This is a genomic window from Aeromonas sp. DSM 116730, from assembly GCF_046581335.1.
In the GTDB taxonomy this organism is placed as follows: Bacteria; Pseudomonadota; Gammaproteobacteria; order Enterobacterales; family Aeromonadaceae; genus Aeromonas; species Aeromonas rivipollensis.
Genome location: NZ_CP144265.1, coordinates 1096215 through 1119505, shown reverse-complemented (window position 1 = coordinate 1119505; position 23291 = coordinate 1096215). Strand labels below are relative to the sequence as shown.

Here is a 23291-nt window from a genome sequence, read left to right as displayed (position 1 = left end):
CTCTCTCTTGGGAGCGGGGTTTAGCCGGTCTGTTGCGCGGCGATCAATTCCCGTATCTGTTCACCCGTACACCCGAAGCGACGCTCGCGAGCAACGAAGGAGGCAACTGCCCCGCTGAACTCGGCCTCGTCAAAGTCGGGCCACAAGACCGGGGTAAAATAGAGCTCGGCATAAGCAAGCTGCCATAACACAAAATTGCTGATGCGATGATCCCCGCCGGTGCGGATCAGCAGATCCACCGGAGGCAGATCGGCCATGCAGACCTGACGTGCCAGTGCCTCTTCATCGACCGCCTCTGCATCCAGCTCGCCCGCTGCCACGGCGCGAGCCAGCCTGCGGGCCGCCTGGGCTATGTCCCATTGACCGCCATAGTTGGCGGCGATGTTGAGGGTCAGTCCCTGGTTGCCGGCGGTCAGGGCCTCGGCCTTGGCGATCTTGGCCTGCAGCCGTTCACTGAAACGGGCGGTATCGCCGATTACCTTGAGCCGGATGCCATTGCTGTGCAACTTGTTCACCTCGCGGCCAAGCACCGTCATGAACAGCTCCATCAGGGCATTGACCTCCCCTTCCGGGCGGCGCCAGTTCTCACTGGAGAACGCAAACAGGGTCAGCGCCTCCATCTTGGCACGGGCGGCAAAGGCCACGGCCTCACGCACGGATTTCACGCCCGCCTTGTGGCCAGAGACCCGCATCTTGCCACGGTTCTGAGCCCAGCGACCATTGCCATCCATGATGATGGCGACGTGACGAGGCAAGGACGAGCTGGCGCTATCGCCTAGCGCTGCCAAAAGCGACATTCATTTCTCCCACAAAGACAAAAGCGCCGTGCAGGGGCACTACACGGCGCTCGTAATATACCTGTCGGAGGCTTAGATTTCCATTAGCTCCTTTTCCTTCGCGGCCAGGGCGTCATCCACCAGCTTGACGAAGGCGTCGGTCAGTTTCTGGATCTCTTCCTGGGCACGACGGTCGTCGTCCTCGGAGATCTCCTTGTCCTTCAGCAGCGCCTTCAGGTCGGCGTTGGCATCACGACGGATGTTGCGCACGGCAACCCGGGCACCTTCGGCTTCGGCACGGACGATCTTGGTCAGATCGCGGCGACGCTCTTCGGTCAGCGCAGGCAAGGGGACGCGCAGAGTCTGGCCATTGCTGGACGGGTTCAGGCCCAGATCTGAGGTCAGGATGGCTTTTTCCACCGCCTGGATCATGGAGCGATCGAAGATGGAGATGGACAGGGTGCGGGCATCTTCTGCCACTACGTTAGCCAACTGTTTCAGAGGAGTGGCGGCACCGTAATACTCCACCTGGATACCGTCGAGCAGGCTCGGATGAGCACGGCCGGTACGGATCTTGGACATCTGGGTCTTGAGCGATTCTACGCTCTTGGCCATGCGGTCCTTGGCGTCGTTTTTAATCTCGTTGATCACAGTGGTTTTCCTTTTGGCGAACGAGCCGGCATGCGGCCCGTATCTATCTTGTTTACTGGCGTAATGGACAAGCGCGCCAGGCGGCTCAGGCTTGTCTTACTTGCTGACGTGGTGGATCAGGGTACCTTCCGGCTCACCCATGATAACCCGACGCAATGCACCCGGTTTGTTCATGTTGAACACCCGGATCGGCAGATCGTGGTCGCGGGCCAGGGTAAAAGCAGCAAGATCCATCACTTTGAGTTCTTTTTCAAGAACTTCATCATAACTCAGTTCTTGATAGAGCACTGCATCCGGGTTCTTGACCGGATCATCGGTGAACACACCATCGACCTTGGTGGCCTTGAGCACCACGTCGGCTTCGATCTCGATGCCGCGCAGGCAGGCTGCGGAGTCGGTGGTGAAGAAGGGGTTACCGGTACCGGCGGAGAAGATCACCACCTTGCCGGCACGCAGCTGGCTGATGGCCTCGGCCCAGCTGTAGGAATCGCAGACACCCTGCAGGGAGATGGCAGACATCAGACGGGCATTCACATAAGCACGATGCAGGGCATCACGCATGGCCAGGCCGTTCATGACGGTCGCCAGCATGCCCATGTGGTCACCCACCACGCGGTTCATGCCCGCCTTGGCAAGACCGGCACCACGGAACAGGTTGCCGCCGCCAATGACCAGACCGACCTGAACACCCAGCTCAACCAGCTCTTTGATCTCTTGGGCCATCCGCTCCAGCACCGCTGGATCAATGCCAAAACCCTCGGATCCTTGCAGGGCTTCACCACTCAACTTCAGAAGAACACGTCTGTATGCAGGCTTGGGATTGGTACTCATGTCACTGATTCCTGGTCATATAAAGACCGCGACATAAGTCGCGGTCTGGGGAAACGGAAAAACCGGTTCGATTAAGCCTTCTGAGCGGCCGCGATCTGGGCTGCAACTTCAGCCGCGAAATCGGTCTCTTGCTTCTCGATGCCTTCGCCCACTTCGAAACGGGTGAAGGAAACAACGTCAGCGCCTTCTTTCTTCAGCAGCTCAGCCACAGTGATGGACGGGTCCTTCACGAAGGGTTGACCAGTCAGGGAAACCTCACCGGTGAACTTCTTCATGCGGCCTTCAACCATCTTCTCGGCGATGTCTTTCGGCTTGCCGGAGTTGATGGCGATGTCGATCTGAATTTCGCGCTCTTTGGCAACGACTTCAGCAGACACGTCTTCAGGCTTGACGAACTGCGGGCTGTTGGCAGCGACGTGCATGGCCAGATCTTTGGCCAGGTCGGCTGTACCGCCGGTCAGCTTGGTGATAACACCGATACGGGAACCGTGTACGTAGGTACCCAGGTTGTCACCTTCAACCAGCATCACGCGACGCAGGTTCATGTTCTCACCGATCTTGGCGATCAGGTTGGTGATGGTCAGCTCGACGGACTCACCGTTACCGAAATCGGCGGCCTTCAGGGCGTCGATGTCAGCAATTTTCTGGGTCGCGGCGATGTCGGCGATCTTCTGGCCCATGGCCATGAAGCTGGCGTCTTTGGCGACGAAGTCGGTTTCGCTGTTCAGCTCGATCATGGCGGCAATGTTGCCTTCGGTACGGGCGAAGATCACGCCTTCAGCGGCGATACGGCCGGCTTTCTTGGCGGCCTTGGCCTGACCGGATTTGCGCATGTTCTCGATTGCCAGCTCGATGTCACCAGCGGCTTCTTCCAGCGCTTTTTTGCAATCCATCATGCCAGCGGCAGTGCGCTCGCGCAGTTCTTTTACCAGGGCGGCAGTAACGTTAGCCATGTCCAGTATCCTCGGTCTTGAATTGACAAGAAACAGGGGCCACAAGGGCCCCTGCTAACCAATTACATCAGCTTGGTTAATAAGGGCTTTACAGTCCTTATCAATTACTCAGCTTCAACGAAGCCATCTTGTTCGGCTTGAACAACGATGTCCTGAGCGCGAGCTTCCAGTACGGTGTCAGCAGCAGCATTCAGGTACAGCTGTACGGCACGGATAGCGTCGTCGTTACCCGGGATGACATAGTCAACGCCGTCCGGGTTGGAGTTGGTATCAACGATGGAAACTACCGGGATACCCAGGTTATTGGCTTCTTTGATAGCGATGTGCTCGTGGTCGGCATCGACAACGAACAGAACGTCAGGCAGGCCGCCCATGTTCTTGATACCACCCAGGCTCTTCTCCAGCTTGTCCATTTCGCGAGTACGCATCAGCGCCTCTTTCTTGGTCAGCTTGTCGAAGGTACCGTCTTGGCTCTGGGTTTCCAGATCTTTCAGGCGCTTGATGGACTGACGAACGGTTTTCCAGTTGGTCAGCATGCCGCCCAGCCAGCGGTGGTTAACATAGAACTGGTCGCAACGCTCAGCGGCTTCTTTTACGGCTTCAGACGCGGCACGCTTGGTACCTACAAACAGGACCTTGCCCTTCTTGGCAGCTACGGAGCTGATGAAGTTCATGGCATCGTCAAACATCGGAACGGTTTTTTCCAAGTTGATGATGTGAACCTTGCTGCGGGCGCCGAAGATGTAGGACTTCATTTTCGGGTTCCAGTAACGAGTCTGGTGACCGAAGTGAACGCCGGCTTGCAGCATGTCGCGCATAGAAACTTTAGCCATTTTATACCTCTGTATTGGGGTTAGGCCTCCACACATCCCATGTAACCGACCCCAAAGGGGCACCCCGGTACAGGTGTCGATGTGTGTGTGTTATTGATTAAGGGTGATGGCATGAGGACACAAGTTCCCCATTCCGGCGCGCTTTATACCATAACTTTGGTCAGGACACCACCAGATGGACCGCTAAAAATGGATCCCGGCGAGGGCTGCGACCGCTGGATGACGTTGCGATGACGATCACACTGGAAGTAAACGGGGGTTGGGGATAAAATTTTGCCCTGATTGCAAACGCATCTATTTTTCATTACCTGATTGTTGGGCATCGGCAGGATGCGCAGTCGGGCCCCAAGAGAGATCCCATGTCCATTAAAATCAAGACACCGGAAGAGATTGAAAAGATGCGCATTGCCGGCCAGCTGGCCGCCGATGTGCTGGTCATGATCGCCCCCCATGTCAAGGCTGGCGTCACCACAGACGAGCTGAACACCCTGTGCCACAACCATATCGTCGAGGTACAGCAGGCCATTCCCGCGCCGCTCAACTATCACGGCTTCCCCAAGTCCATCTGCACCTCGGTCAATGATGTGATCTGCCACGGCATCCCCAATCACAAGAAGCTGCGGGAAGGGGACATCATCAACCTGGACATCACCGTCATCAAGGATGGCTACCACGGCGACACCTCCGCCATGTTCATCGTGGGCCAGACCACCCCCCTGCGTCGCCAGCTGTGCAAGGTGGCGCAAGAGAGCCTGTACGCCGCCATCAAGCAGGTGCGTCCCGGCATGTGCATCACAGAGATAGGCGCCGTGATCCAGCCCATCGTCGAGCAGGCCGGTTTCTCCGTGGTACGTGACTACTGCGGCCACGGCATCGGCAGCGAGTTCCACGAAGAGCCGCAGATCCTGCACTACCGCAACGGCGGCAAGCTGGAACTCAAACCGGGCATGTGCTTCACCATAGAGCCCATGGTCAACAGCAAGAAGTACCACTGCCGCATCAATCCCAAGGATGGCTGGACCGTCACCACCAAGGACGGCGGCGACTCCGCCCAGTGGGAACACACCCTGCTGGTCACCGAGGATGGCTGCGAGGTGCTCACCCTGCGCCCCGACGACACTATCGACCGCGTCATCAAACACAGCTAACATCGAACCCCGGCCCTGACCTCAAAGCGCCGGGGTTTTTACTGCCCGTTCCAGCCGTTTGCCTGCCACTTGTGTGTGAGATGCCATGGATGCCAGTCTGCTTTCCCCCCACCTGTTACCCGACGACCAGCTCACCCGTGACAACTGCAAGGAGTATCTGAGCCGCTTCCTTGTCTGGCTGCACGAGCGCTTCGATGCCGGCGACAACATCATCGAACTGGTGGCCACCCGCTCCGAATACATGGATGCGCTGCTGACAAGGCTCTGGCACAAGTTCGGCTTCGACAAGACCAGCCTGACCCTGATCGCGGTGGGCGGCTATGGCCGGGGCGAACTGCACCCCCACTCCGACATCGACCTGCTCATCCTCTATGAAGGGGACGAACTGGACGAGGTGCTGGGGCTGCGCATCGGCGAGTTCATCACCTTGCTGTGGGATCTCAAGCTGGAGGTCGGGCAATCGGTGCGCAACGTGAGCGAGTGCATCGAGCAGGGCCGCAGCGATATCACTGTCGCCACCAACCTCATCGAGGCGCGCTACATCACAGGGCACCTGGCGGGGTTCGAGCAGTTGCAGGCCGCCACCCAGCCCCAGCACTTCTGGCCGAGCGAGGCCTTCTTTCGTGCCAAGCGCGAGGAGCAGAGCCTGCGCCACCAGCAGTTTCTCGGCACCGCCTACAAGCTGGAACCCGATCTCAAGAGCAATCCCGGCGGCCTTCGGGACATCCAGACCCTGGCCTGGGTCGCCCGCCGCCACTTCGGCGCTACCACACTGTTCGAGATGACCAGCCACGGTTTTCTCAACCGGGCCGAGTACCGCGAACTGCTCGACTGCCAGAACTTCCTGTGGAAGGTGCGTTTCGCCCTGCACATGGCCATCAACAAGGGGGACAACCGCCTCTTGTTCGATCGCCAGCGCACCGTGGCCCAGATGCTGGGGTTCGAGGGGGAAGGCAACGGCCCGGTCGAGCAGATGATGAAGCGCTTCTATCAGACGGTCAGGCGGGTGGCCGAGCTCAACGAGATGCTGCTGCAGCTGTTTGACGAGGCCATCCTCGGCAACACCGCCATGGATGTACGCCGCATCAGCGACGAGTTCCAGCTTCGTGGCCGCCTCATCGATGCGGTGGACTCCGAGCTGTTTGGCCGCGACCCCGCCGCCATACTGCGACTCTTCTACCAGATAGCCCAGCACCCGGACATCGCCGGCATCCACTCCGCCACCTTGCGCCAGCTACGGGAGGCCAGACGCACACTCAGCTGCTGGCTGCAGGACTTGCCCGAATGCCGTCGTCTGTTCATGGCGCTGCTGCGCCACCCCAACGGCATCGGCCAGCCTCTCACTCTTATGCACAAATACGGGATCCTCGCGGCCTATCTGCCCCAGTGGAACCTCATCGTCGGCCAGATGCAGTTCGACATGTTCCACGCCTACACGGTCGATGAGCACACCCATCGCCTGCTCCAGAACATCCATCGCTTCCCCAATACGGCCAGCCGCCAGACCCACCCGCTCTGCCACGAGGTGTTCACCCAGCTGCGCAAGCCGGAGTTGCTCAGCATAGCCGCCCTGTTCCACGACATCGCCAAGGGGCGGCGGGGGGATCACTCCGAGCTCGGCGCCGTCGATGCGCTGGAGTTCTGCCAGTTGCACGGGCTGGATCGCTACGAGAGCCGCCTGGTGGCCTGGCTGGTACGCCATCACCTGCTGATGTCGGTCACCGCCCAGCGCCGCGACATCTACGATCCCGAGGTGGTCACCGACTTCGCCCACAAGGTGCGCGACGAACTGCACCTGGATCTGCTCTATTGCCTGACCGTGGCCGATATCTGCGCCACCAACGACACCCTGTGGAATGACTGGAAAGGCACCCTGCTGCGGGAGCTCTACTTCGCCACCCAGAAGGCGCTGCGCCAGGGGCTGGAAAACCCGCCGGACATGCGCCTCAAGATCCGCGAGAACCAGCGTCAGGCCAGGCAGATCCTGGCCCAGCGCGAGGTGCCGGAGGAGGCAGTCAGCGCCCTTTGGAATGATTTCAAGGCCGACTATTTCCTGCGCCACAGCCCGGAGCAGATCGCCTGGCACTGCCGCAAGATCATCGCGCACGGCGACAACCCAGCCCCCCTGGTGCTCATCGGCAAGCACCCCATCCGGGGCGGCAGCGAGGTGTTCATCTATTGCCGCGACACCCCGAATCTGTTCGCCACCGTGGCCTCGGCACTGGATCAGAAGAACCTCAACATCCACGACGCCCAGATCATGAATTCGCGCAACGACTATGTGCTGGACACCTTCATCGTGCTCGAACCCAATGGCGAACCCATCAGCCCCAACCGCACCGCCACCATCAAGAAGGCGCTGGAGAAGGCGCTGCAGGAGCCGGGCAAGCTGGTGCTGCGCAACAAGCCCCTGTCACGGCGCCACCGCCAGTTCAGCGTGCCGACCCGGGTGGTCTTCCTGCCCCGCACTTCACCCACGAAGGGGGAGAGCCGCCACACCCTGCTGGAGCTGACCGCCCTGGATACCCCGGGCCTGCTGGCTCGCATCGGTGCAGTCTTCCAGCAGTGCGGCATCGAATTACATGCCGCCAAGATCACCACCATAGGCGAGCGGGTAGAAGACTTCTTCAGCCTCACCACCCTCGAAGGCGAGCCGCTGAACCAGGCCGAACAGCAGGCGCTGGAGGAGCGACTGGTCAATCAGCTCAACCCGCAGGAGCAGGGGGACGAGGAGGGGCGATAAGGCCCGGGAAAGGCTTCACAAGACGCCGTTTATTGTTTTGATTTATCAATCAGAACAAGTGGTTGGGCCACTCAAGTACAATAAATCGGCTTTCTTTTGAAGAAATCGGCCAGAGCCCTTAAAAACGATTGGAAAAGTGTGATACAACAAACAGAATTTTTTAAAGGAAACCTGTCATGACCCAGTTGCAACAGACCATCGAAGCGGCCTTCGAGCGCCGTGATTCCATCACCCCCGGCTCCGTCGATGCCGCCACCAAGGCCGCCATCCTGGAGGCCATCGATCTGCTGGACTCCGGCAAGGCCCGGGTCGCCGAGAAGATTGCCGGTGAGTGGGTCGTCCACCAGTGGCTGAAGAAGGCCGTGCTGCTCTACTTCCGCATCAATGACAACGGCATCATCAAGGGTGACGACGCCCAGTACTACGACAAGGTTCCCCTCAAGTTCTCCGACTACACCGCCGAGCAGTTCAAGGCGGCGGGCGTGCGCGTGGTGCCGCCGGCCACAGCTCGCAAGGGCTCCTTCATCGCCCCCAATACTGTGCTGATGCCCTCCTATGTCAACATCGGCGCCTTCGTCGATGAAGGCACCATGGTCGATACCTGGGCCACAGTGGGCTCCTGCGCCCAGATCGGCAAGAACGTGCACCTCTCCGGCGGCGTCGGCATAGGTGGCGTACTGGAGCCGCTGCAGGCCAACCCGACCATCATCGAGGACAACTGCTTCATCGGTGCCCGTTCAGAAGTGGTTGAAGGGGTGATAGTCGAGGAAGGTTCCGTCATCTCCATGGGCGTCTTCATCGGTCAGTCCACCCGCATCTATGACCGCGAAACCGGCGAGATCCATTATGGTCGCGTGCCGGCCGGTTCAGTGGTGGTCTCCGGCTCCCTGCCCTCCAAGTGCGGCAAGTACAGCCTGTATGCCGCCGTCATCGTCAAGAAGGTGGATGCCAAGACCCGTGCCAAGGTCGGCATCAACGCCCTGCTGCGCTCCATCGACGAGTGATCGACCAGCCATCATGGTAAAAGGGGCCTTTTGGGCCCCTTTTGATTTTGGCGCTCCTGTCACAGGCAAGCCACTGTGACTCGGTTAAGATAGATGGGTCAGGATCGTTTCAAACCGAGGAAGCCCGATGTACGAGAATCTGAAGAGCCTGGGGATCCAGGAGCCCACCTCAGTGGACAGCTATACCCTGCGCCAGGAAGCCAACCACGACATCCTCAAGATCTATTTCAAGAAGCAGAAGGGAGAGTTCTTCGCCAAGAGCGTCAAATTCAAGTATCCCCGTCAGCGCAAGACCATGCTGATAGACTCTGGCACCCATGAGTACAAGGATGTCACCGAGATCAACGCCAACCTCAAGTACGTGGTGGATGAACTGGATAACCTGACCCAGGGCGTACACGTCGAGATCGATCAGGACATCAAGCAGAAAATCCTGCGCGACCTGCGCCACCTGGAAAAAGTGGTGCAGAACAAGATCAGCGAAATCGAGCGGGACCTGGAAAAACTCTAGGCAGTTTCCCCCCCAACACAAGGCGCCATCAGGCGCCTTTTTAAATGCCAATGCACAGGGAAGCTACCAACGCCTCTCCCCCCGGATCTGCTCGGCCCCGCCCAGCGGGCTGACAAGCGCCCAGCAAAAAGGGAGGCTTGCGCCTCCCTTTTCAAGAACTCTGATATTCAGGCAACAGGATTAGTTGCTCTTCATCCAGATGTCCATGTCGGTTTTCAGGTTGTCGGACTTGGTACCGAAGATGGCCTGTACACCGGAGCCAGCAACCACCACACCGGCGGCGCCCAGCTTCTTCAGACCAGCCTGGTCAACCTTGGCCACATCCTTCACGCCGACACGCAGACGGGTGATGCAGGCATCCAGGGAGGCGATGTTCTCTTTACCACCGAAGGCAGACACCAGGGCAGCAGACATCTCGTCTTTGCTTTGACCAACTGTCTCTTCGGCAGCTTCGTCTTCGCGACCCGGGGTTTTCAGGTTCATGGCACGGATCACCACGGTGAAGACCACGTAGTAGATGACGGCGTAGACCAGACCCAGACCGACCAGCAGCAGCATGTTGTCGGCACGGGGCGATTGCACCACGAAGTCGATGAAGCCGTTGGAGAAGGTGTGACCGTGTACGACACCCAGGGAGTTGGTCAGGACGTAAGCCAGACCGGCCAGCAAGGCATGAATCGCATACAGTACCGGTGCCACGAACAGGAAGGAGAATTCGATAGGCTCGGTGATACCGGTCAGGAAGGAGGTCAGGGCAGCGGAGGCCATGATACCAACAATCTTGGCGCGGTTTTCCGGCTTGGCAGCGTGAGCGATGGCAAACGCAGCAGCAGGCAGACCGAACATCTTGAACAGGTAACCACCGGCCAGTTGACCGAAGCCGTTACCGGCAGCGCGAGAAGCGTCATCAGCAGTCAGGAAGCAGGTCATGATGCCGTGTACGGTTTCGCCAGCGGCGTTGACACAGGTACCCGCCTGATAGAAGAAGGGGACGTTCCAGATGTGGTGCAGACCGAACGGGATCAGGGAGCGCTCGACCACGCCGTAGATACCGAAGGCCAGTACCGGGTTCTGGTTGGCAGCCCAGTCGGAGAAGGCACCGATGGCACCACCGATCGGCGGCCAGATGAAGGAGAGCACAACACCCAGGCCGATGGAGACGAAGCCGGTGATGATGGGCACGGCACGCTTACCGGCGAAGAAGCCAAGGTATTCGGGCAGCTGGATCTTGTAGAAGCGGTTGAACGCCCAGGCAGCGACACCACCGGCGAGGATACCCCCCAGCACACCGGTATCTATGCTCTCGACGCCCATCACAGGTGCCATGACCTTCAGGGTCGCGACCATGATGCCGTAGCCGACGATGGCAGACAGACCGGATACACCGTCGTTATTGGTAAAGCCAAGTGCCACGCCGACGGCGAACAGCAAGGCCATCTGACCAAACACTGAACCACCGGCCTGCTCCATCAGCTGGGAGATAATTTCCGGCAACCAGCTGAAGTGAGCAGCGCCCACCCCCAGCAGAATACCTGCAACGGGCAAGACCGATACGGGCAGCATCAGCGCCTTACCGACCTTTTGCAGATTAGAGAAAGCATTTTTTAACATGTGTGCGCTCCTGAATGGATTTTTTTCCGTCAACGACTCAGTGCAGCTATAGATGACGACCTTCTTCATCTGACGTTGTACTGGATGCGTTTCCCGGGTTGCTTATTTTGACCAACAGAATATAACCCAGCAGCTTTTAAAATGCCTGCACCGCACCCAAGGGAATAATAAATTTGGAGGAGAGATCACAAGATAATTAAATAAGGGGAAGGGAGGGAATCTTGAATATTATTTCGTATTGTTATAGTCACGCGGCAAAAAGAAAAGAATCACTTCAAAATAAATCACAGAGAAACGATATAATGCCAAAGGAAACTTATTGTAACTCAATGTAACGCATTGATGTTTTATATTATCCAGTCTACCGATTAAAAAGGCCTCCAACAAGGGAGGCCTGAAATAAATATTAGTCTACATATATTCAGTCATTCAGTTTTTTTGTGAACGCTTCACCGCATCAATAAAGACAGATTTCGCCTTGGTTGAACCGGCACGCTCGGCTTCACTCACGAGCTGCATCGCCTTGTCGATGTCCCCGGCCTGGATCGCCTTTTCAATCTGGCTGCGATAGAAGGCTTCAGTCTCTGCCATCATGGGGGCAGCAGTTGCTGTGCTAGTGACGCTCGATGCCACCATAGGAGCGACCATCAATTTGTTAGGGGTAGCCTCAACGGCAGGAGCTGGGGGGGGGATCGGCGCATCATAGGTCGGTTTGTAATAATTACTGTTAGTTTGCTTACCGCTCAGATCCTCTACTGAGAGCCGTACCACACCCCATGGAGAGTGGGGGACAACAGGATCTTTGGCACCATAGTCTACCACCGACATAGACTTGGCCATCAGCTTGGTCGGACTCATGACAGTTGTTGTCCCGTCCAGCTTGGACTCGTCGGTGTAGATCACCAAATAGCTTTCGTTATTGGGATTGCCGACTTGGGACCTATCCACGGTAAACACGGCCTCCATCCGGTCCCCGCTCATGAATCTCGCTGGCTCATACTTGAAGGTTTCTGGACCCAGTTTACGGGTCACCCGATGACGTGAGTCCAGCATCAGAGCGATGGGGTTGAACAACGTATGGTCGACGATCCCCTCAACCGTGATCCGCAGATCGCCGCTGTTCACAGGCAAGTGATAAGCAGCAAAGTAGCTCTTTCCCTCTTCAAACCGGTAAACAGGTGATGAGACATCAATAGGAACTACCTGCCCCGTGCTTACTGGGATCTCCTTGTACGGCAAGGCGGAGAGATCACGGCAACATTCTGAAGCACTCGACAAGGCAGAGACTGCAGCATCCCGATTGCTGACTACAGATTTATATTGTTGTGTCGGCGCAACTTGGGCCTCGAAGGAAGAGCAACCGCCCATCACGAGCCCGCCGACCACGGTCAAGAAAAAAAGTTTCTGTTTCATAGTGATGCAAATCCATTTAGAAAAAAATGCCCCCGACTAGCGGGGGCACAGTGTATCAGGTAAGACTCAGATTACCACCAAGCTTCGGCTTGAACACCCACGGTCCAAGTGTCATCTTGCGGAGTACCATTGCTGTCTGCACGGAAGGCTTCATCCTGCTGCAGATAGCTGGCAAACACACGGATCTCTGGGCGAGCCCACCAGCCCGGACCGGCAGACCAAGCCTGTGCCAGGGTGAACTTGGAACCATCGTTGGTCTCTTCAGAAGAGCCTTGCTTAGTCTGATGATCCTTGAAGTAACCAGCTTCCAGGTAGGTCTTCATGTAGTCGTTCCACTTATAAGCCGGGCGAACTACTACAGAGAAGGTGTCACGATCATCAAATTTAGTGAGGCCTTCGGAGAAGTCACTGGACTTGCCATAGACCAACTGGTGACCCATTTCAACTTTCTCGCCAAGTGAAATTACACCGTGGTTGATCAGGCGGAAGCCATCGCCACTGGAGGAATTTGCCTGCAGGCCACTACCGGAACCACTACCGTAGCTGGAAGCCTGGCCGGCCAGACCGTCGATAAAGTACTGAGCAACGGTTTTGTTGAAACCACCCATCACAGCCCAAGTCAACTCAGCTGTGAGCATGTGGCCATCATCGATGTTCGGGAACAGGGCATCCTGCTGATCTGTCGGATTGGCGTTGGCGAAATCATAACCCAGTTCGAGGCTGGCATCTTTCCACAGAGGGATACCGGCATAGCGCAGATCGAAGACGTTGGTGTCGAGGGTGGTGGTATTATCACCTGCATCATAGGCATCCCACGGGTCATTGCGTACAACGGCCACGGATAGTTTGCCAGGACCTGCCTGGATGTTTTCTACACCGGCACCGGCACCAGAGACATCCCAATAGTAGAAGTCGGACAGGTGGATATCATGACGCTGATAGAAACGCTTACCAGCCCAGAGGGTTTCGCCGCCACCGAACAGGTTCTTGGCCTGAACGTTGAACTGACGCAGTGCGAAGTCGGCATCGCTGTTGTCAGCTTCCCAGTCACGCTTCTGACCCGAGGTCATGGCAAACATGGAGTCTACATAGAAAGTCTTGTTGTCTTTGCTGAATACTTCTTGACCCAGCTGGACTTCGCCGTAGGTTTCATTTTCGTTACCCAGACGACCGACTCGTTGTTTGCTCAGAGTCTGCATGTCGCCATTGTCGGAAACACCGACACCTGAACGGAAGTAGCCGTGGAAATCAACGGCGAAGGCGGCTTGAGAAGCCAGGGCAGCGGTTACTGCTGCTGCAATCGGGAGCCACTTTGCTTTCATTTTCATTTTCCTTATTCCCGCTGGGAGTGTGATCCTGATATTCAAGTTCTTATCACTGAAAAACGTTTCAGCGATAACCGGGGTCGATTATATGTAGCCAATTTCACGACAAACATGAGCTGATTCACAAAACGGTGACAAATCGCGCGGCCTCACCCCAGAGGACGCATATCAAGGCAAAAAAAGCAAAAACAAGCAATAAAACACCAACAATCACCAGCGAAAAGAAAAATAACACCAAAGAAAGCGCTTTCGACTATTAATTTGCGATGAAGATTAAGTGATTAATCAGTCGCGCCGTGACGAAAACATGATTGAAATCGCTTTCAGTGCGGAACTTTTAATTTTCTGATGTGTCGCCGTTCTGATGAATATGGGTCTGAGGAATCCGATCTGGCAGGGGAAAATAACCGGATAAAGTGCGGGATATATTTCAAGGAAGGTTAAGTGAGTCCCAAAATAACACTCCCCCGTCAGCACGCTCACGGGGGAGAAATTTAAAATACGAAGGCAATCCGGCTAGAGCCTATTTTCCCAGCTTTTCAACCAGGCCAGCGCCGCGACCTCAGGCTCATCCTCCAGTGTCGCGTCTATCTCAAAGCGCGGTACCAGGGCGTCGGCGGCCAGCTCCTGCAGCAGCTCATCGAGCCTGCGTCCGGCCCCGCAGAAATGTTCATAGCTGCTGTCCCCCATGGCGATGAGGGCATAACGCCATCCCTTCATATAAGGAGCGCGATCGGCCAGGGCCGTGGCGAAGGGTTGCAGATTGGGAGGAATATCCCCCTGCCCCGTGGTGGCGCTGACGATCAGCAAGAAGCGGGATGGGTCTATGTCAGTCAGCTCGGCTTCGTCGAAGAGCTGGCAGACATGCCCCTGGGCTTGCAGGTGATCCCGCAGTGTCTCGGCCACCAGCATGGCCGAGCCGTAGACGGTGCCGACCAGAATATCGATGTCGGCCATCAGAGACTCCTCGAACGAAGGAGAGGGCCCGACTCTGGCACAGAGCTCTGAGTCTGGGCGCGCGGGGTTGCTGGCGGGGTATCTCGTTGAGTCATAAGTGGTTCCTCTGACGGGCGTGGCCTACAGCATGCCACAGCCCGGTCAGAGGCCACAAATCATGACGGGTATCAGGCGCCGTAGTCGCTCTCGCTGGCGGGCCATCCCAGCCTGGCGAACAAGCCCAGCACTTCCGGGCCGAGTGGCGCCTGGATCCGCATAGGCACCTTGAGCACAGGGTGCTCGAAGCTCAAGCGGTGGGCGACCAGCAGCAGCCGCTCGCAACCATAGTGCTCGCGAAAGAAGCGATTATGCCGACCATCACCATGGGTGGTGTCACCGACTATGGGATGGAACAGGTGATCCAGATGACGACGCAGCTGATGCTTGCGGCCCGTCTTGGGGAAGAGCCGAACCAGACTGTAGCGGCTGGTAGGATGCTTCTTGGAGACGGCGTGGGGCAGCTCGACCTGATGCAGACGACGGAACGTCGTCACCGCCTCCTGGGCGGGGCGATCTGGGCTGCTCATGGCATCGGCTATCTTGTCCAGCTGCTCCTTGAGGGGATAGTCGATCAGCCCCTGCTCGGGGGCCCAGCCCCGCACCAGCGCCAGGTACTCCTTGTGCACCCGACGGGCGGCAAACGCCTCGGTCAGGGTCCGGGCCACGGCGGGATCGAGGGCAAACAGCAACACCCCTGAGGTGGGCCTGTCAAGCCGGTGCACGGGGTAGACATGACGCCCCCCGATAAGATCCCGGGTCATCTGCATGGCGAAACGGGTCTCGGCCTTGTCGAGCCAGCTGCGATGCACCAGCAGGCCCGACGGCTTGTTGACCGCCACCAGCCACTCATCCTGATAGAGCAGGGTCAGTTTCATGCCGCCACCCGGGTATCGCCAATGAAGCACGCCGCGGCCAGGGCCCGTGGCTGGGCAGGCAGGGGATTGATCATTGCTCCACCACTTTTCCGGTCAGCAGCAGATCGAAACGACCGATGAGGCGCAGCAGCCCGGCCACCTCGGCCAGCTCGTCCTTGTAGGCTTCGCTCGCCATGGGATAGAGGGATACGTTGGTGGGCAGCGGCGCCTGCAGCAGCACCAGTTGCTCCATGCGCGGGATCAGCACGAACTGCAACCATTGATCGAAGCTCAGGGTATCGACGCAAAACGGCAGCTCGCTCGCCAGCGCCTCGGCCCCCGGATGCTCGCCTTGCCAGCGTTCGAGGCGTTGCAACTCGGCGGTGAGTTCACCCAGCAGACCGGCGACCAGCAAATATTGATTCATCTCGTCCTCTTCCTCGTCTCGACGGTCATCCCGCTGCCAGAGGGCAGGGATCCCGTCTTCTTCAAACACGCGTGCCAAAAAGGGGCGTTACTATACACCGCCCCCGGGGTGGCTGCCATGCTGCCATCACTTTCATGGCCCGCACCTGCACCACTGGCTATCTGATGCAGCCTCCTTATAATCGCCCGCATCACATTTAGCCGGATGCCTTCATGTCTGCCATCAATACCCTGACCGAATTCCTGACCCAGGCCGAGACCCAGTTCCAGCTGTTCGACATGGGCCGCCAGGTGCGCCCGCTGGCGAGCGATCTCTTCGTTCGCATCGAACAGCAGCAGGAGCCCTACCCCTGGCCACTGCAACAGCATGCCTGGCTCGGCGTGCACTTCTTCCAGCCAGCCGAATCCAGGCACTACCTCTGGTTCCTCAAGTTTGCCCTCGACGAGCATGGCCTGCTCATCGCCAGCGGCCCCAAGCACTTCATGGATCAGGTGGTCGAGACCCTGGGCTACAAGCTCACCGGCGATCTGGATGAGGAGAAGGCGCAGCGACTGGCCGACAATCCCTACACCTTCCGGCCGGCCGAGGCCAAGATGGCCAGCCTACATGCCAAGCTGGCCCGTCAGCTGGAGCAGGCGCCTTCCGCCTACTACGAGGCCCTCTGCCACTACCTGGCGGCACCAGGGGAAGAGGGGTGGCAGGCCCTGGGGCTGCAAGGCTTCGCCGATCTGGCGGAGCGGCTGCAGGATGAACGCAATCTGGCCCTGGTGTGCAAGGCGCTGCCAAGGCTGCCTCAGGAGCCGCTCTACGCCCTGTGCCAGAGCCTGGAAAACGCCCCCCTTCCCCCGGCGCTGCAAGGTGCCTTGCTCGAGCGCATCGGCAAGGAGCAGGAGTGCGCCGACCCCAGTGCCGAGACCCTGGCCTACCTGTGCCGGGCACTGGCCTCCTGCTCAGGCAATGCCTTGCGCAGCAACAAGCTGCTGACCCTGCTGCACACCCGGCCGAGCCCGGCCCTGCTGCTCGCCATCGCAGGCCGTCTCTGGCCCGATCTGAAAAACCCCGAGCTGCTCGGGCTGTTTCTGGAGCAGCTCGCCCTGCAGCCCACCCAGTTCTTCAATCAGGTCTTTGCCGAGCTGGTGACACTGCCCGCCCTGCGCAATGATATGCTGGCAAGACTGCGTGACCCCGAGCGCAGCGAGGCCCTCGGCCAGGCCATAGGTCGACTGTTCGCCTCGGTATAACCACTCTAGGTGGGGCTGTGCTTTCCCGGGGAAGCACGGCCCAGGCCATACATCACAGAAGGAACCCGCTGATGGGAGAAATGCTTGGAATCTTGCTGCTGGGAGCCATCGGCTGGGCCTTCTGGCAACAGCGCCGCCAGGCGGAGCTGGCCTGGCAATATATGCGGCGCTACTGCCAGCATCACGATCTGCAACTGCTGTCGCTGGCCCGCACCCATCGCGCCCTGGGGCACAAGCCCCTGCGCCTGCTGACCTATTACCAGTTCGAGTTTTCAAGCGACGGGGAGAGTCATTACCAGGGTCAGCTCTGCATGCAGGGCTTGCATGTCGCCGGGGTCGAGCTGCCGCCCCATCGCCTCCCCTCCTAGCCCATGGGGCAAGGCCGTGGCGGCTGGCTATAATTCTCGACAATCGCCCTTCAAGGAGACACGAGATGGAATTGCTGACCCATGACATGCCTGCCCTCTTCGCCCAGCTGGGCCTGGCCAATGACGAGATAAGCCTGCATCACTTCATCCGCGAGCACCATCTGGACAATCAGACCCTGTTGCCAGAGGCCAGCTTCTGGAGCCCCTCCCAGGCCGTATTCCTGCGCGACGCACTCTGGAACGACTCCGACTGGTCCGAAGCCATCGATCAACTGGACGTGATGCTGCGCCAGGCAAACTGAGCGGCCCGCGTCCCCCGCTTTCCCGAGGGCCGGGGTTTGAGCTTTGTGCCACTTATCAGATCTCAATCACCCTGGCTTCCCCCACCTCAACAAACTGAGCCTCCCCCCTTGGCGCCGCTTTCCTGATGGACAGGCTTTGATTAAGCTCTGTGCCACCATCCGCAAGCAGCAAGACAGCAGCGCAGGAGCCAAGATGTCAGCCCAAGAGATCATCCAGATAGCCAACGAACTGAGTGCCAGGGGGATCACCCCCTCCACCGCCATGGTCAAGGCCCGCCTCAGTCACCCCGTGCCCATGGCGGAGCTGCTCAAGGTGTTGAGCCAGTGGAAGCAACAGCCCCAATCGGCAGACCCTGCCCCGGCGCCCGCCGCTGCCGCCCCGGCACAGGCCATCGATTTGCAACAGCTGAGCGAGCAGCTCAACCGCCTCGAGCAGAAGGTCGATCGCCTGACCACCCTGCTGCTCAAACAGCAGCAGGATTGATGCCTCCCCATGTATATCCTCGAACTCAACTTTGAATGCTACCGTGACACGTCGCTTGGCGAGGCCGAGCCAGCCATAGTCAACTACCTCGACATGCTGCGCTACCAGGGGCAGATCCTGGGACGGGAGTTTCCCACCAGCATGCAGGATGGTTGCTTCGTCAGCCGGGTGGTCTGCCCGGAGCAGGACAGCCTGCACCCGGACAACCAGAGCGAACAGGTTGCGCTGGCCGAACAGGGCCTGCACCAGGCGGGGCTGCTGGCCCCCAAGCCCCATCTGCTCGGCATGGATCTGCTCTCCGACAGCACGGATCCTTGCGGCCAGGAGGGCGAGCGGCCGAGCTGGATGCTGCTCTACACCAGCTTTGTGCACACTTGCTCCCCCCTGCGCTGCGGCGATCATTTCGCCCCCATTCCGCTCTACCGTCTGCCTGCCATCGCCAACGGCGACCACAAGCAGATCATCAAGTGGCAGGAGGATTGGGAAGCCTGCGATCAGTTGCAGATGAACGGCTCCATCGCCGAGCACGCTGTGCTGCACGAAATCAGCGAGGTGGGCAGCCGCCTGCAGCGCCGGGGCAGTGATCTGGCCAGACGACTGGAGGGGCTCTGCGGGATCCCGACTTACTACTACCTCTATAGGGTCGGCGGCCTGAGCAAGGCGGCGGAGTTGGCACGCCCCTGCCCAGGCTGTGGCGGCGACTGGGCACTGGCAGCGCCACTGCACGAGATCTTCGACTTCAAGTGCGATCCCTGCCGGCTGGTCTCCAACCTCTCCTGGGACTTCAAGGACTAGCTCCTGCGCCGTCCCCCCATGAAAGAAGGGCCTTGCCGTCTGGCAAGGCCCTTCTCGTTCATACAGGGCGAGGGAAAACGGGCCCGCCTACTGCGGCAAGGTCTCCAGTCGCGCGAGAAAATCGGGCAGCGAGGGGGCCAGCGCCAGACGGCGACCGGAGTCCAGCCACTCCAGCCACACCTGGCCGCTCTCGTTATCGAGCGACACCAGCGTCATCTCGTTGCGGGTGGTGGCGATGAAGAGCGAAGGGGTGCGCTTCAACTTGCGCAGCATCAGCAGGTGGCCGATGAGGTTCTCCCTGAGCAGATCCAGATCCGCCTCGTTCCACGGCAGTATGAGTTCGATGCGCAGCCCCTTGTAGGAGCAGGGGAGCGGGCGGCTGAACCAGTGGCCAAACAGGGCAAGGGCGCTCGGGTGCAGGGTCAGCTCGAGAGCATCGGCCATGGCCGCAAAGTCGGCGGGCACAGGGCGCCGGTGCGGGCGCCAGGCCACCCGCCCCTCTCTGGGCTCATCCAGCTCGCAAGGGGAGCGCCAGTCGGCCTCCCACTCACACAGAGGCAGCCCTCGCCTCGCCTCTCCATCGCGCTGCCAGCGTAAAAAGAACTGCTCCAGGGCAGACAGGACTTGATCCGACATCGATATTCCCCACAATAGCGGCCTCTGATCGCCGCAAGAACCTGACCGAAAAATCCGGGCATTGCACCATCAAACCCTTTATCAGACAAGCGTGAGCAAACAAGCATGAGCAAACAAGAGAGATACGCAGGCGCCAGCGCGTTGCAGGGCCTGAGCCTGGGGCAGCAGTCTGCCTACATCAGCCAGTACACCCCGTCCCTGCTGCAACCCGTGCCACGCAGTCTGAACCGCGACGATCTCGGTCTTGGCGAAACACTGCCCTTCCAGGGCTGCGACGTCTGGACCCTGTACGAACTCTCCTGGCTCAACACCAAGGGCAAGCCCGTGGTCGCGCTCGGCGAAGTGGCCGTGCCCGCCACCAGCCCGAACCTCATCGAATCCAAGTCGTTCAAGCTCTACCTCAACTCCTTCAACCAGACCCGCTGCGACTCCCTGGCGGCGGTGCAGGCACTGCTGGCCAAAGACCTGAGCGCCTGTGCCGGGGCGGAGGTGAGCGTCACCCTCTTCCCCCTCGATCAGGCACCCCACCAGATAGCGCTGCTGCCGGGTGAATGCATCGACGAGCAGGACATCGAGATCGACGGCTACGAGTTTGACCAGACCCTGCTGCAAGGGGCCGCAGAGGCGGACATAGTGGAAGAGACACTGCACAGCCATCTGCTCAAGTCCAACTGCCTGGTCACCAGCCAGCCGGACTGGGGATCCCTGGTGATCCACTACCGCGGCCCGCGCCTCAATCGGGAGAAGCTGCTGCGCTATCTCATCTCCTTCCGCCAGCACAACGAGTTCCACGAGCAGTGCATAGAGCGCATCTTCATCGATCTCAAGCACTTCTGCGCCCCGCAGCAGCTGACCGTCTATGCCCGCTACACCCGCCGCGGGGGGCTGGACATCAACCCCTTCCGCAGCGACTGGGAGCCGGTGCCCGCCAACCTGCGCCTCATCCGCCAATAAACCCGGCGCCACAACCCGAGGGATCAGGCCCATCACCCATGTCATCAATGAACTCTGGACGGGCGGGGGTGGGCTTGGATAACATGCCTGCACCTCGGTGCCGTTCTTAATCCAATGAATCAACTGTTTTTTCTGGCAATGATGATGTCCTCCCTGTCGGCTCCGGATCTGGATCTGGCCAAGGAGCAGTTGTCTATCGATCTGCAGCAGGCACAGACCCTGGTGCTGACCGATCCCGCCAGATGTGTCCAGATTGCCACCTCCTTCCTCGAACGCACGGCCAATAACCCCAAGCAAATCATCAGCAACCGTCAGGAATACGGCTATCGGGAGCCGATCCTGAGCTATGGCACTGCGACCCAGACCACCGGTGCCTACCTGCTTCAGGGCGAGTGCCTGCAACAGCTGGGACAGAGCCAGCCGGCCCAGGACTCCTTCGACAAGGGCATCGCCATGGCCGAGAAGGAGCAGCAGTTCGAGCTGCAGGCCCATGGTCTCTACCTCAAGATCCGCAGCCGGGAGATGCAGGAGCATGCCCCTGGCGCCAGCACTATGGCGCTCGAACAGCTGGACAAGCTGCTGACCAACCCCGGCCTCAAAGAGAGTCAGCTGCAGGTCTACAGCCGCCTGCTGCACGTCAATGCCAGCATGGAGGGGCGCCAGTTCGATCTGGCCAAGCGCCAGCTGACCGAGGCGCGCCAATGGGCGGAACAGGCCAAGAACCCCCTGGCCAGGGCCTGGGTCAGCGCCGTGGGAGGGGATCTCTATCAGGCGCTCGGACAGCCCCAGCTCGCCCTCGGGGAGTATATCGACGCCCAGCAGCAGGCCAAGAATCTGCAGGATCCCCTCTTCCTCGGCCTGCTGTCGAACCAGATGATCAGCCTCTATCAGGCTGAGCAGGAGCCGCAAAAAGCGCTGCAGTATGCCAACGAGGCGGCCAACTACTTCCATGCCCTCGGCAACCCCTCACTGCTGAGCGACGCCCTGATAGTGCTCGCCCGGCTCAACCGGGATCAGGGGGAGATGAACATGGCGCTGGTCTACTTCTTCAATGCCCTGGATCTGCTGGGCGAAAGCAACAACCGCACCCGCATCGCCCACCTCAAGTTCGAGATAGGCAAGACCTATCTGCAGACCGGCAACCTGACCCTGGCCCGCAACTACCTCAATGCGGCGCGCCAGTCCCACGAGCTTGGGGACGACAAGGAGTCGCTGATCGACACTCTGTTGCTGCTGGGAGAGCTGCACCTCAAGCAGCAGGAGGCGGGCATCGCCATCCTGCAGCTGGAGAATGCCCTGACCCTGGCCAACCGGATTGGCGACATCCGCCGCCAGTTTGAAATCTTCCGGCTGCTCGCCATCGCCTACGAGCAGAAGGGCTACCTCCAGCAGGCCCTCGAGAGTTACAAGAATTATCACCAGCGCAGCGAGCTGGTCCGCCAGCAGCAGCTCGATCTGGAGCAGGAGGCGGTCCGCGACAACTACGCCCAGGTGGAGCGGGTCCAGCAGGTCAAGGAGCTGGAGCAGCGCCTCGACCAAAGCCAGCATCAGCAGGAGCGCTATCTCTGGACCAGCGTCAGCACTGGCCTGCTGCTGGTCCTGTTCATCTACCTCTTCTTCACCCTCTGGCTCAAGCTGCGGGTCGCCCGCCTCAATGCCAGACAGCTGGGCGAAGCCCTGCTCATCGAGCCGCGCAGCGGCCTGGCCAACTGGCAGCGACTGATGAGCCGCTGGCCTCGCGAGATGGCCAAGCGCCAGCAAAAATCCGATCGCTGGTACCTGAGCGAACGCCCCACCAGCGAGTTTGACGACAAGCTCCACTACCTGCTGTTCCGGGTGCCCTTCCTGGTCAACAGCCTGGAGCAGCATGGATATCAGGTCAGCCGCGAGATTGAGCAGGCCTTCGGCCGCTACGTCAATCAGCTGACCCCTCAGGATGGCCGCATCTACGACCTGCGCGAGGGACACCTGCTCTACGTGGTGCCCCAACGCCACGTGGCCCAGCTGCACCAGCTGGCGCAGGAGCTGCTGGAGACCCTGGCCGCCTTCCCCTGCGAATACCCGCTGGACAGGCACATCAGCCTCGGCATCGTCAGCCATCCCTTCCTGCCCAAGGCGGCCATGGCCCTCGATCATCACGGCCTGTTCGACCTCTGTTATCTGGCGCTCTCGGGGGCCATGCAACTCAGCGACAAATACCAGCAGAGCGTCTGGCTGGAGCTGGCGGCCATCGATTGCCAACAGGCCGCATTTTTTAATGGCGATGTGTGGCAATGCTGCTTGATGGCAATTGACAAGGGACTGGTAAAAGTAAATTCTTCTCATGAAAAGCAATGGGTTAATTGGCTTTTGCTTTCACGGACGAAAGTGCCGGATAACCCATAACAAAAAGGTACTCAACGGGGTCTTTCATTGGCTTACTGTTGCTGGACGAC

23 protein-coding genes are annotated in these 23291 nt (G+C 59.2%); 11 read left to right on the top strand and 12 right to left on the bottom strand.

From position 1 onward, the window contains the following. Positions 1–20 precede the first annotated feature (20 nt). The 5 genes from uppS to rpsB all read right to left on the bottom strand — a co-directional run bounded on the left by uppS (position 21) and on the right by rpsB (position 4044). Positions 21–797, bottom strand: coding sequence for a polyprenyl diphosphate synthase (uppS, locus tag Aeroheme_RS05370; protein ID WP_025327913.1), 777 nt, complete (start codon positions 795–797; stop codon positions 21–23). A gap of 72 nt (positions 798–869) precedes the next feature. Continuing rightward, on the bottom strand, positions 870–1427 hold the full coding sequence (gene frr, locus Aeroheme_RS05365; RefSeq protein ID WP_106886072.1) for a ribosome recycling factor: 558 nt from the start codon (positions 1425–1427) through the stop codon (positions 870–872). 96 nt (positions 1428–1523) lie between these two features. Then, positions 1524–2258, bottom strand: a complete 735-nt coding sequence (gene pyrH, locus Aeroheme_RS05360; protein WP_025327915.1) for a UMP kinase — start codon at positions 2256–2258, stop codon at positions 1524–1526. Positions 2259–2329: 71 nt separating this feature from the next. After that, positions 2330–3211 carry a translation elongation factor Ts gene (gene tsf / locus Aeroheme_RS05355; RefSeq protein WP_025327916.1) on the bottom strand — a complete coding sequence of 294 codons (882 nt, stop codon included), beginning with the start codon at positions 3209–3211 and terminating at the stop codon, positions 2330–2332. Positions 3212–3315: 104 nt separating this feature from the next. After that, positions 3316–4044, bottom strand: coding sequence for a 30S ribosomal protein S2 (gene rpsB / locus Aeroheme_RS05350; RefSeq protein WP_025327917.1), 729 nt, complete (start codon positions 4042–4044; stop codon positions 3316–3318). A 359-nt stretch (positions 4045–4403) separates the two neighbouring features. On the opposite strand from rpsB, the gene map reads away from it, so the two are divergent. The 4 genes from map to Aeroheme_RS05330 all read left to right on the top strand — a co-directional run bounded on the left by map (position 4404) and on the right by Aeroheme_RS05330 (position 9450). Next, positions 4404–5192 carry a type I methionyl aminopeptidase gene (gene map / locus Aeroheme_RS05345; RefSeq protein ID WP_106886071.1) on the top strand — a complete coding sequence of 263 codons (789 nt, stop codon included), beginning with the start codon at positions 4404–4406 and terminating at the stop codon, positions 5190–5192. 85 nt (positions 5193–5277) lie between these two features. Beyond that, positions 5278–7935, top strand: a complete 2658-nt coding sequence (glnD, locus tag Aeroheme_RS05340; protein WP_411166826.1) for a bifunctional uridylyltransferase/uridylyl-removing protein GlnD — start codon at positions 5278–5280, stop codon at positions 7933–7935. Positions 7936–8111: 176 nt separating this feature from the next. Then, positions 8112–8939: a 2,3,4,5-tetrahydropyridine-2,6-dicarboxylate N-succinyltransferase gene (gene dapD, locus Aeroheme_RS05335; RefSeq protein ID WP_005330795.1), complete on the top strand. Its 828-nt coding sequence runs from the start codon at positions 8112–8114 to the stop codon at positions 8937–8939. A gap of 127 nt (positions 8940–9066) precedes the next feature. Next, positions 9067–9450, top strand: coding sequence for a DUF3461 family protein (locus tag Aeroheme_RS05330; RefSeq protein WP_005330793.1), 384 nt, complete (start codon positions 9067–9069; stop codon positions 9448–9450). Between the two features lie 180 nt (positions 9451–9630). Here the strand turns inward: Aeroheme_RS05330 and ptsG are convergent, their stop codons facing one another. From ptsG to Aeroheme_RS05300, 6 genes are all read right to left on the bottom strand, one after another. Further along, a complete protein-coding gene (gene ptsG / locus Aeroheme_RS05325; RefSeq protein ID WP_411166825.1) occupies positions 9631–11061 on the bottom strand; it encodes a PTS glucose transporter subunit IIBC in 1431 nt (476 codons plus the stop codon). 429 nt (positions 11062–11490) lie between these two features. Next, positions 11491–12474, bottom strand: a complete 984-nt coding sequence (locus tag Aeroheme_RS05320; RefSeq protein WP_234569129.1) for a MalM family protein — start codon at positions 12472–12474, stop codon at positions 11491–11493. A gap of 71 nt (positions 12475–12545) precedes the next feature. Continuing rightward, positions 12546–13796: a maltoporin gene (locus Aeroheme_RS05315; protein WP_234569131.1), complete on the bottom strand. Its 1251-nt coding sequence runs from the start codon at positions 13794–13796 to the stop codon at positions 12546–12548. Between the two features lie 519 nt (positions 13797–14315). Then, positions 14316–14756, bottom strand: a complete 441-nt coding sequence (locus tag Aeroheme_RS05310) for a flavodoxin (RefSeq protein WP_411166824.1) — start codon at positions 14754–14756, stop codon at positions 14316–14318. Between the two features lie 167 nt (positions 14757–14923). Further along, a complete protein-coding gene (truC, locus tag Aeroheme_RS05305) occupies positions 14924–15670 on the bottom strand; it encodes a tRNA pseudouridine(65) synthase TruC (protein WP_139745750.1) in 747 nt (248 codons plus the stop codon). A 70-nt stretch (positions 15671–15740) separates the two neighbouring features. Beyond that, the gene (locus Aeroheme_RS05300) at positions 15741–16076 is read right to left on the bottom strand and encodes a YqcC family protein (protein ID WP_411166823.1); all 336 of its coding nucleotides are present in this window, start codon (positions 16074–16076) and stop codon (positions 15741–15743) included. A gap of 212 nt (positions 16077–16288) precedes the next feature. Here Aeroheme_RS05300 and Aeroheme_RS05295 point away from each other — a divergent pair, with 212 nt between their 5' ends. The 5 genes from Aeroheme_RS05295 (at position 16289) to Aeroheme_RS05275 (ending at position 19266) form a co-directional block, all read left to right on the top strand. After that, complete coding sequence (locus Aeroheme_RS05295; protein ID WP_163147691.1) at positions 16289–17317, top strand: DUF3549 family protein; 1029 nt, start codon at positions 16289–16291, stop codon at positions 17315–17317. A gap of 71 nt (positions 17318–17388) precedes the next feature. After that, entirely contained in the window at positions 17389–17685 is a 297-nt protein-coding gene (locus Aeroheme_RS05290; protein WP_025327929.1) for a DUF3301 domain-containing protein, read from the top strand. A gap of 65 nt (positions 17686–17750) precedes the next feature. Continuing rightward, a complete protein-coding gene (locus Aeroheme_RS05285; RefSeq protein WP_411166822.1) occupies positions 17751–17987 on the top strand; it encodes a DUF2789 domain-containing protein in 237 nt (78 codons plus the stop codon). Positions 17988–18180: 193 nt separating this feature from the next. Continuing rightward, positions 18181–18471 carry a hypothetical protein gene (locus tag Aeroheme_RS05280; protein ID WP_411166821.1) on the top strand — a complete coding sequence of 97 codons (291 nt, stop codon included), beginning with the start codon at positions 18181–18183 and terminating at the stop codon, positions 18469–18471. 9 nt (positions 18472–18480) lie between these two features. Beyond that, complete coding sequence (locus Aeroheme_RS05275) at positions 18481–19266, top strand: Zn-ribbon-containing protein (protein ID WP_111909919.1); 786 nt, start codon at positions 18481–18483, stop codon at positions 19264–19266. A gap of 87 nt (positions 19267–19353) precedes the next feature. Here Aeroheme_RS05275 and syd read toward each other — a convergent pair whose 3' ends face one another. Then, positions 19354–19902, bottom strand: coding sequence for a SecY-interacting protein (gene syd / locus Aeroheme_RS05270; RefSeq protein ID WP_411166820.1), 549 nt, complete (start codon positions 19900–19902; stop codon positions 19354–19356). Between the two features lie 105 nt (positions 19903–20007). Here syd and queF point away from each other — a divergent pair, with 105 nt between their 5' ends. Continuing rightward, positions 20008–20856, top strand: a complete 849-nt coding sequence (queF, locus tag Aeroheme_RS05265) for an NADPH-dependent 7-cyano-7-deazaguanine reductase QueF (protein WP_411166819.1) — start codon at positions 20008–20010, stop codon at positions 20854–20856. Positions 20857–20970: 114 nt separating this feature from the next. Then, the gene (locus Aeroheme_RS05260) at positions 20971–23241 is read left to right on the top strand and encodes a hypothetical protein (RefSeq protein WP_411166818.1); all 2271 of its coding nucleotides are present in this window, start codon (positions 20971–20973) and stop codon (positions 23239–23241) included. The last annotated feature ends 50 nt before the right edge of the window (positions 23242–23291 follow it).

Excerpts from the sequence above, each read along its gene's own strand:
- Aeroheme_RS05280 (WP_411166821.1), top strand. The coding sequence starts at position 18,181 with ATGTCAGCCCAAGAGATCATCCAGATAGCCAACGAACTGAGTGCCAGG.
- ptsG (WP_411166825.1), bottom strand. The coding sequence starts at position 11,061 with ATGTTAAAAAATGCTTTCTCTAATCTGCAAAAGGTCGGTAAGGCGCTG.
- glnD (WP_411166826.1), top strand. The coding sequence starts at position 5,278 with ATGGATGCCAGTCTGCTTTCCCCCCACCTGTTACCCGACGACCAGCTC.
- Aeroheme_RS05285 (WP_411166822.1), top strand. The coding sequence starts at position 17,751 with ATGGAATTGCTGACCCATGACATGCCTGCCCTCTTCGCCCAGCTGGGC.
- pyrH (WP_025327915.1), bottom strand. The coding sequence starts at position 2,258 with ATGAGTACCAATCCCAAGCCTGCATACAGACGTGTTCTTCTGAAGTTG.
- map (WP_106886071.1), top strand. The coding sequence starts at position 4,404 with ATGTCCATTAAAATCAAGACACCGGAAGAGATTGAAAAGATGCGCATT.
- Aeroheme_RS05275 (WP_111909919.1), top strand. The coding sequence starts at position 18,481 with ATGTATATCCTCGAACTCAACTTTGAATGCTACCGTGACACGTCGCTT.
- tsf (WP_025327916.1), bottom strand. The coding sequence starts at position 3,211 with ATGGCTAACGTTACTGCCGCCCTGGTAAAAGAACTGCGCGAGCGCACT.
- Aeroheme_RS05310 (WP_411166824.1), bottom strand. The coding sequence starts at position 14,756 with ATGGCCGACATCGATATTCTGGTCGGCACCGTCTACGGCTCGGCCATG.
- Aeroheme_RS05315 (WP_234569131.1), bottom strand. The coding sequence starts at position 13,796 with ATGAAAGCAAAGTGGCTCCCGATTGCAGCAGCAGTAACCGCTGCCCTG.
- Aeroheme_RS05290 (WP_025327929.1), top strand. The coding sequence starts at position 17,389 with ATGGGAGAAATGCTTGGAATCTTGCTGCTGGGAGCCATCGGCTGGGCC.
- syd (WP_411166820.1), bottom strand. The coding sequence starts at position 19,902 with ATGTCGGATCAAGTCCTGTCTGCCCTGGAGCAGTTCTTTTTACGCTGG.
- Aeroheme_RS05295 (WP_163147691.1), top strand. The coding sequence starts at position 16,289 with ATGTCTGCCATCAATACCCTGACCGAATTCCTGACCCAGGCCGAGACC.
- Aeroheme_RS05300 (WP_411166823.1), bottom strand. The coding sequence starts at position 16,076 with ATGAATCAATATTTGCTGGTCGCCGGTCTGCTGGGTGAACTCACCGCC.
- truC (WP_139745750.1), bottom strand. The coding sequence starts at position 15,670 with ATGAAACTGACCCTGCTCTATCAGGATGAGTGGCTGGTGGCGGTCAAC.
- uppS (WP_025327913.1), bottom strand. The coding sequence starts at position 797 with ATGTCGCTTTTGGCAGCGCTAGGCGATAGCGCCAGCTCGTCCTTGCCT.
- rpsB (WP_025327917.1), bottom strand. The coding sequence starts at position 4,044 with ATGGCTAAAGTTTCTATGCGCGACATGCTGCAAGCCGGCGTTCACTTC.
- queF (WP_411166819.1), top strand. The coding sequence starts at position 20,008 with ATGAGCAAACAAGAGAGATACGCAGGCGCCAGCGCGTTGCAGGGCCTG.
- Aeroheme_RS05260 (WP_411166818.1), top strand. The coding sequence starts at position 20,971 with ATGAATCAACTGTTTTTTCTGGCAATGATGATGTCCTCCCTGTCGGCT.
- dapD (WP_005330795.1), top strand. The coding sequence starts at position 8,112 with ATGACCCAGTTGCAACAGACCATCGAAGCGGCCTTCGAGCGCCGTGAT.
- Aeroheme_RS05320 (WP_234569129.1), bottom strand. The coding sequence starts at position 12,474 with ATGAAACAGAAACTTTTTTTCTTGACCGTGGTCGGCGGGCTCGTGATG.
- Aeroheme_RS05330 (WP_005330793.1), top strand. The coding sequence starts at position 9,067 with ATGTACGAGAATCTGAAGAGCCTGGGGATCCAGGAGCCCACCTCAGTG.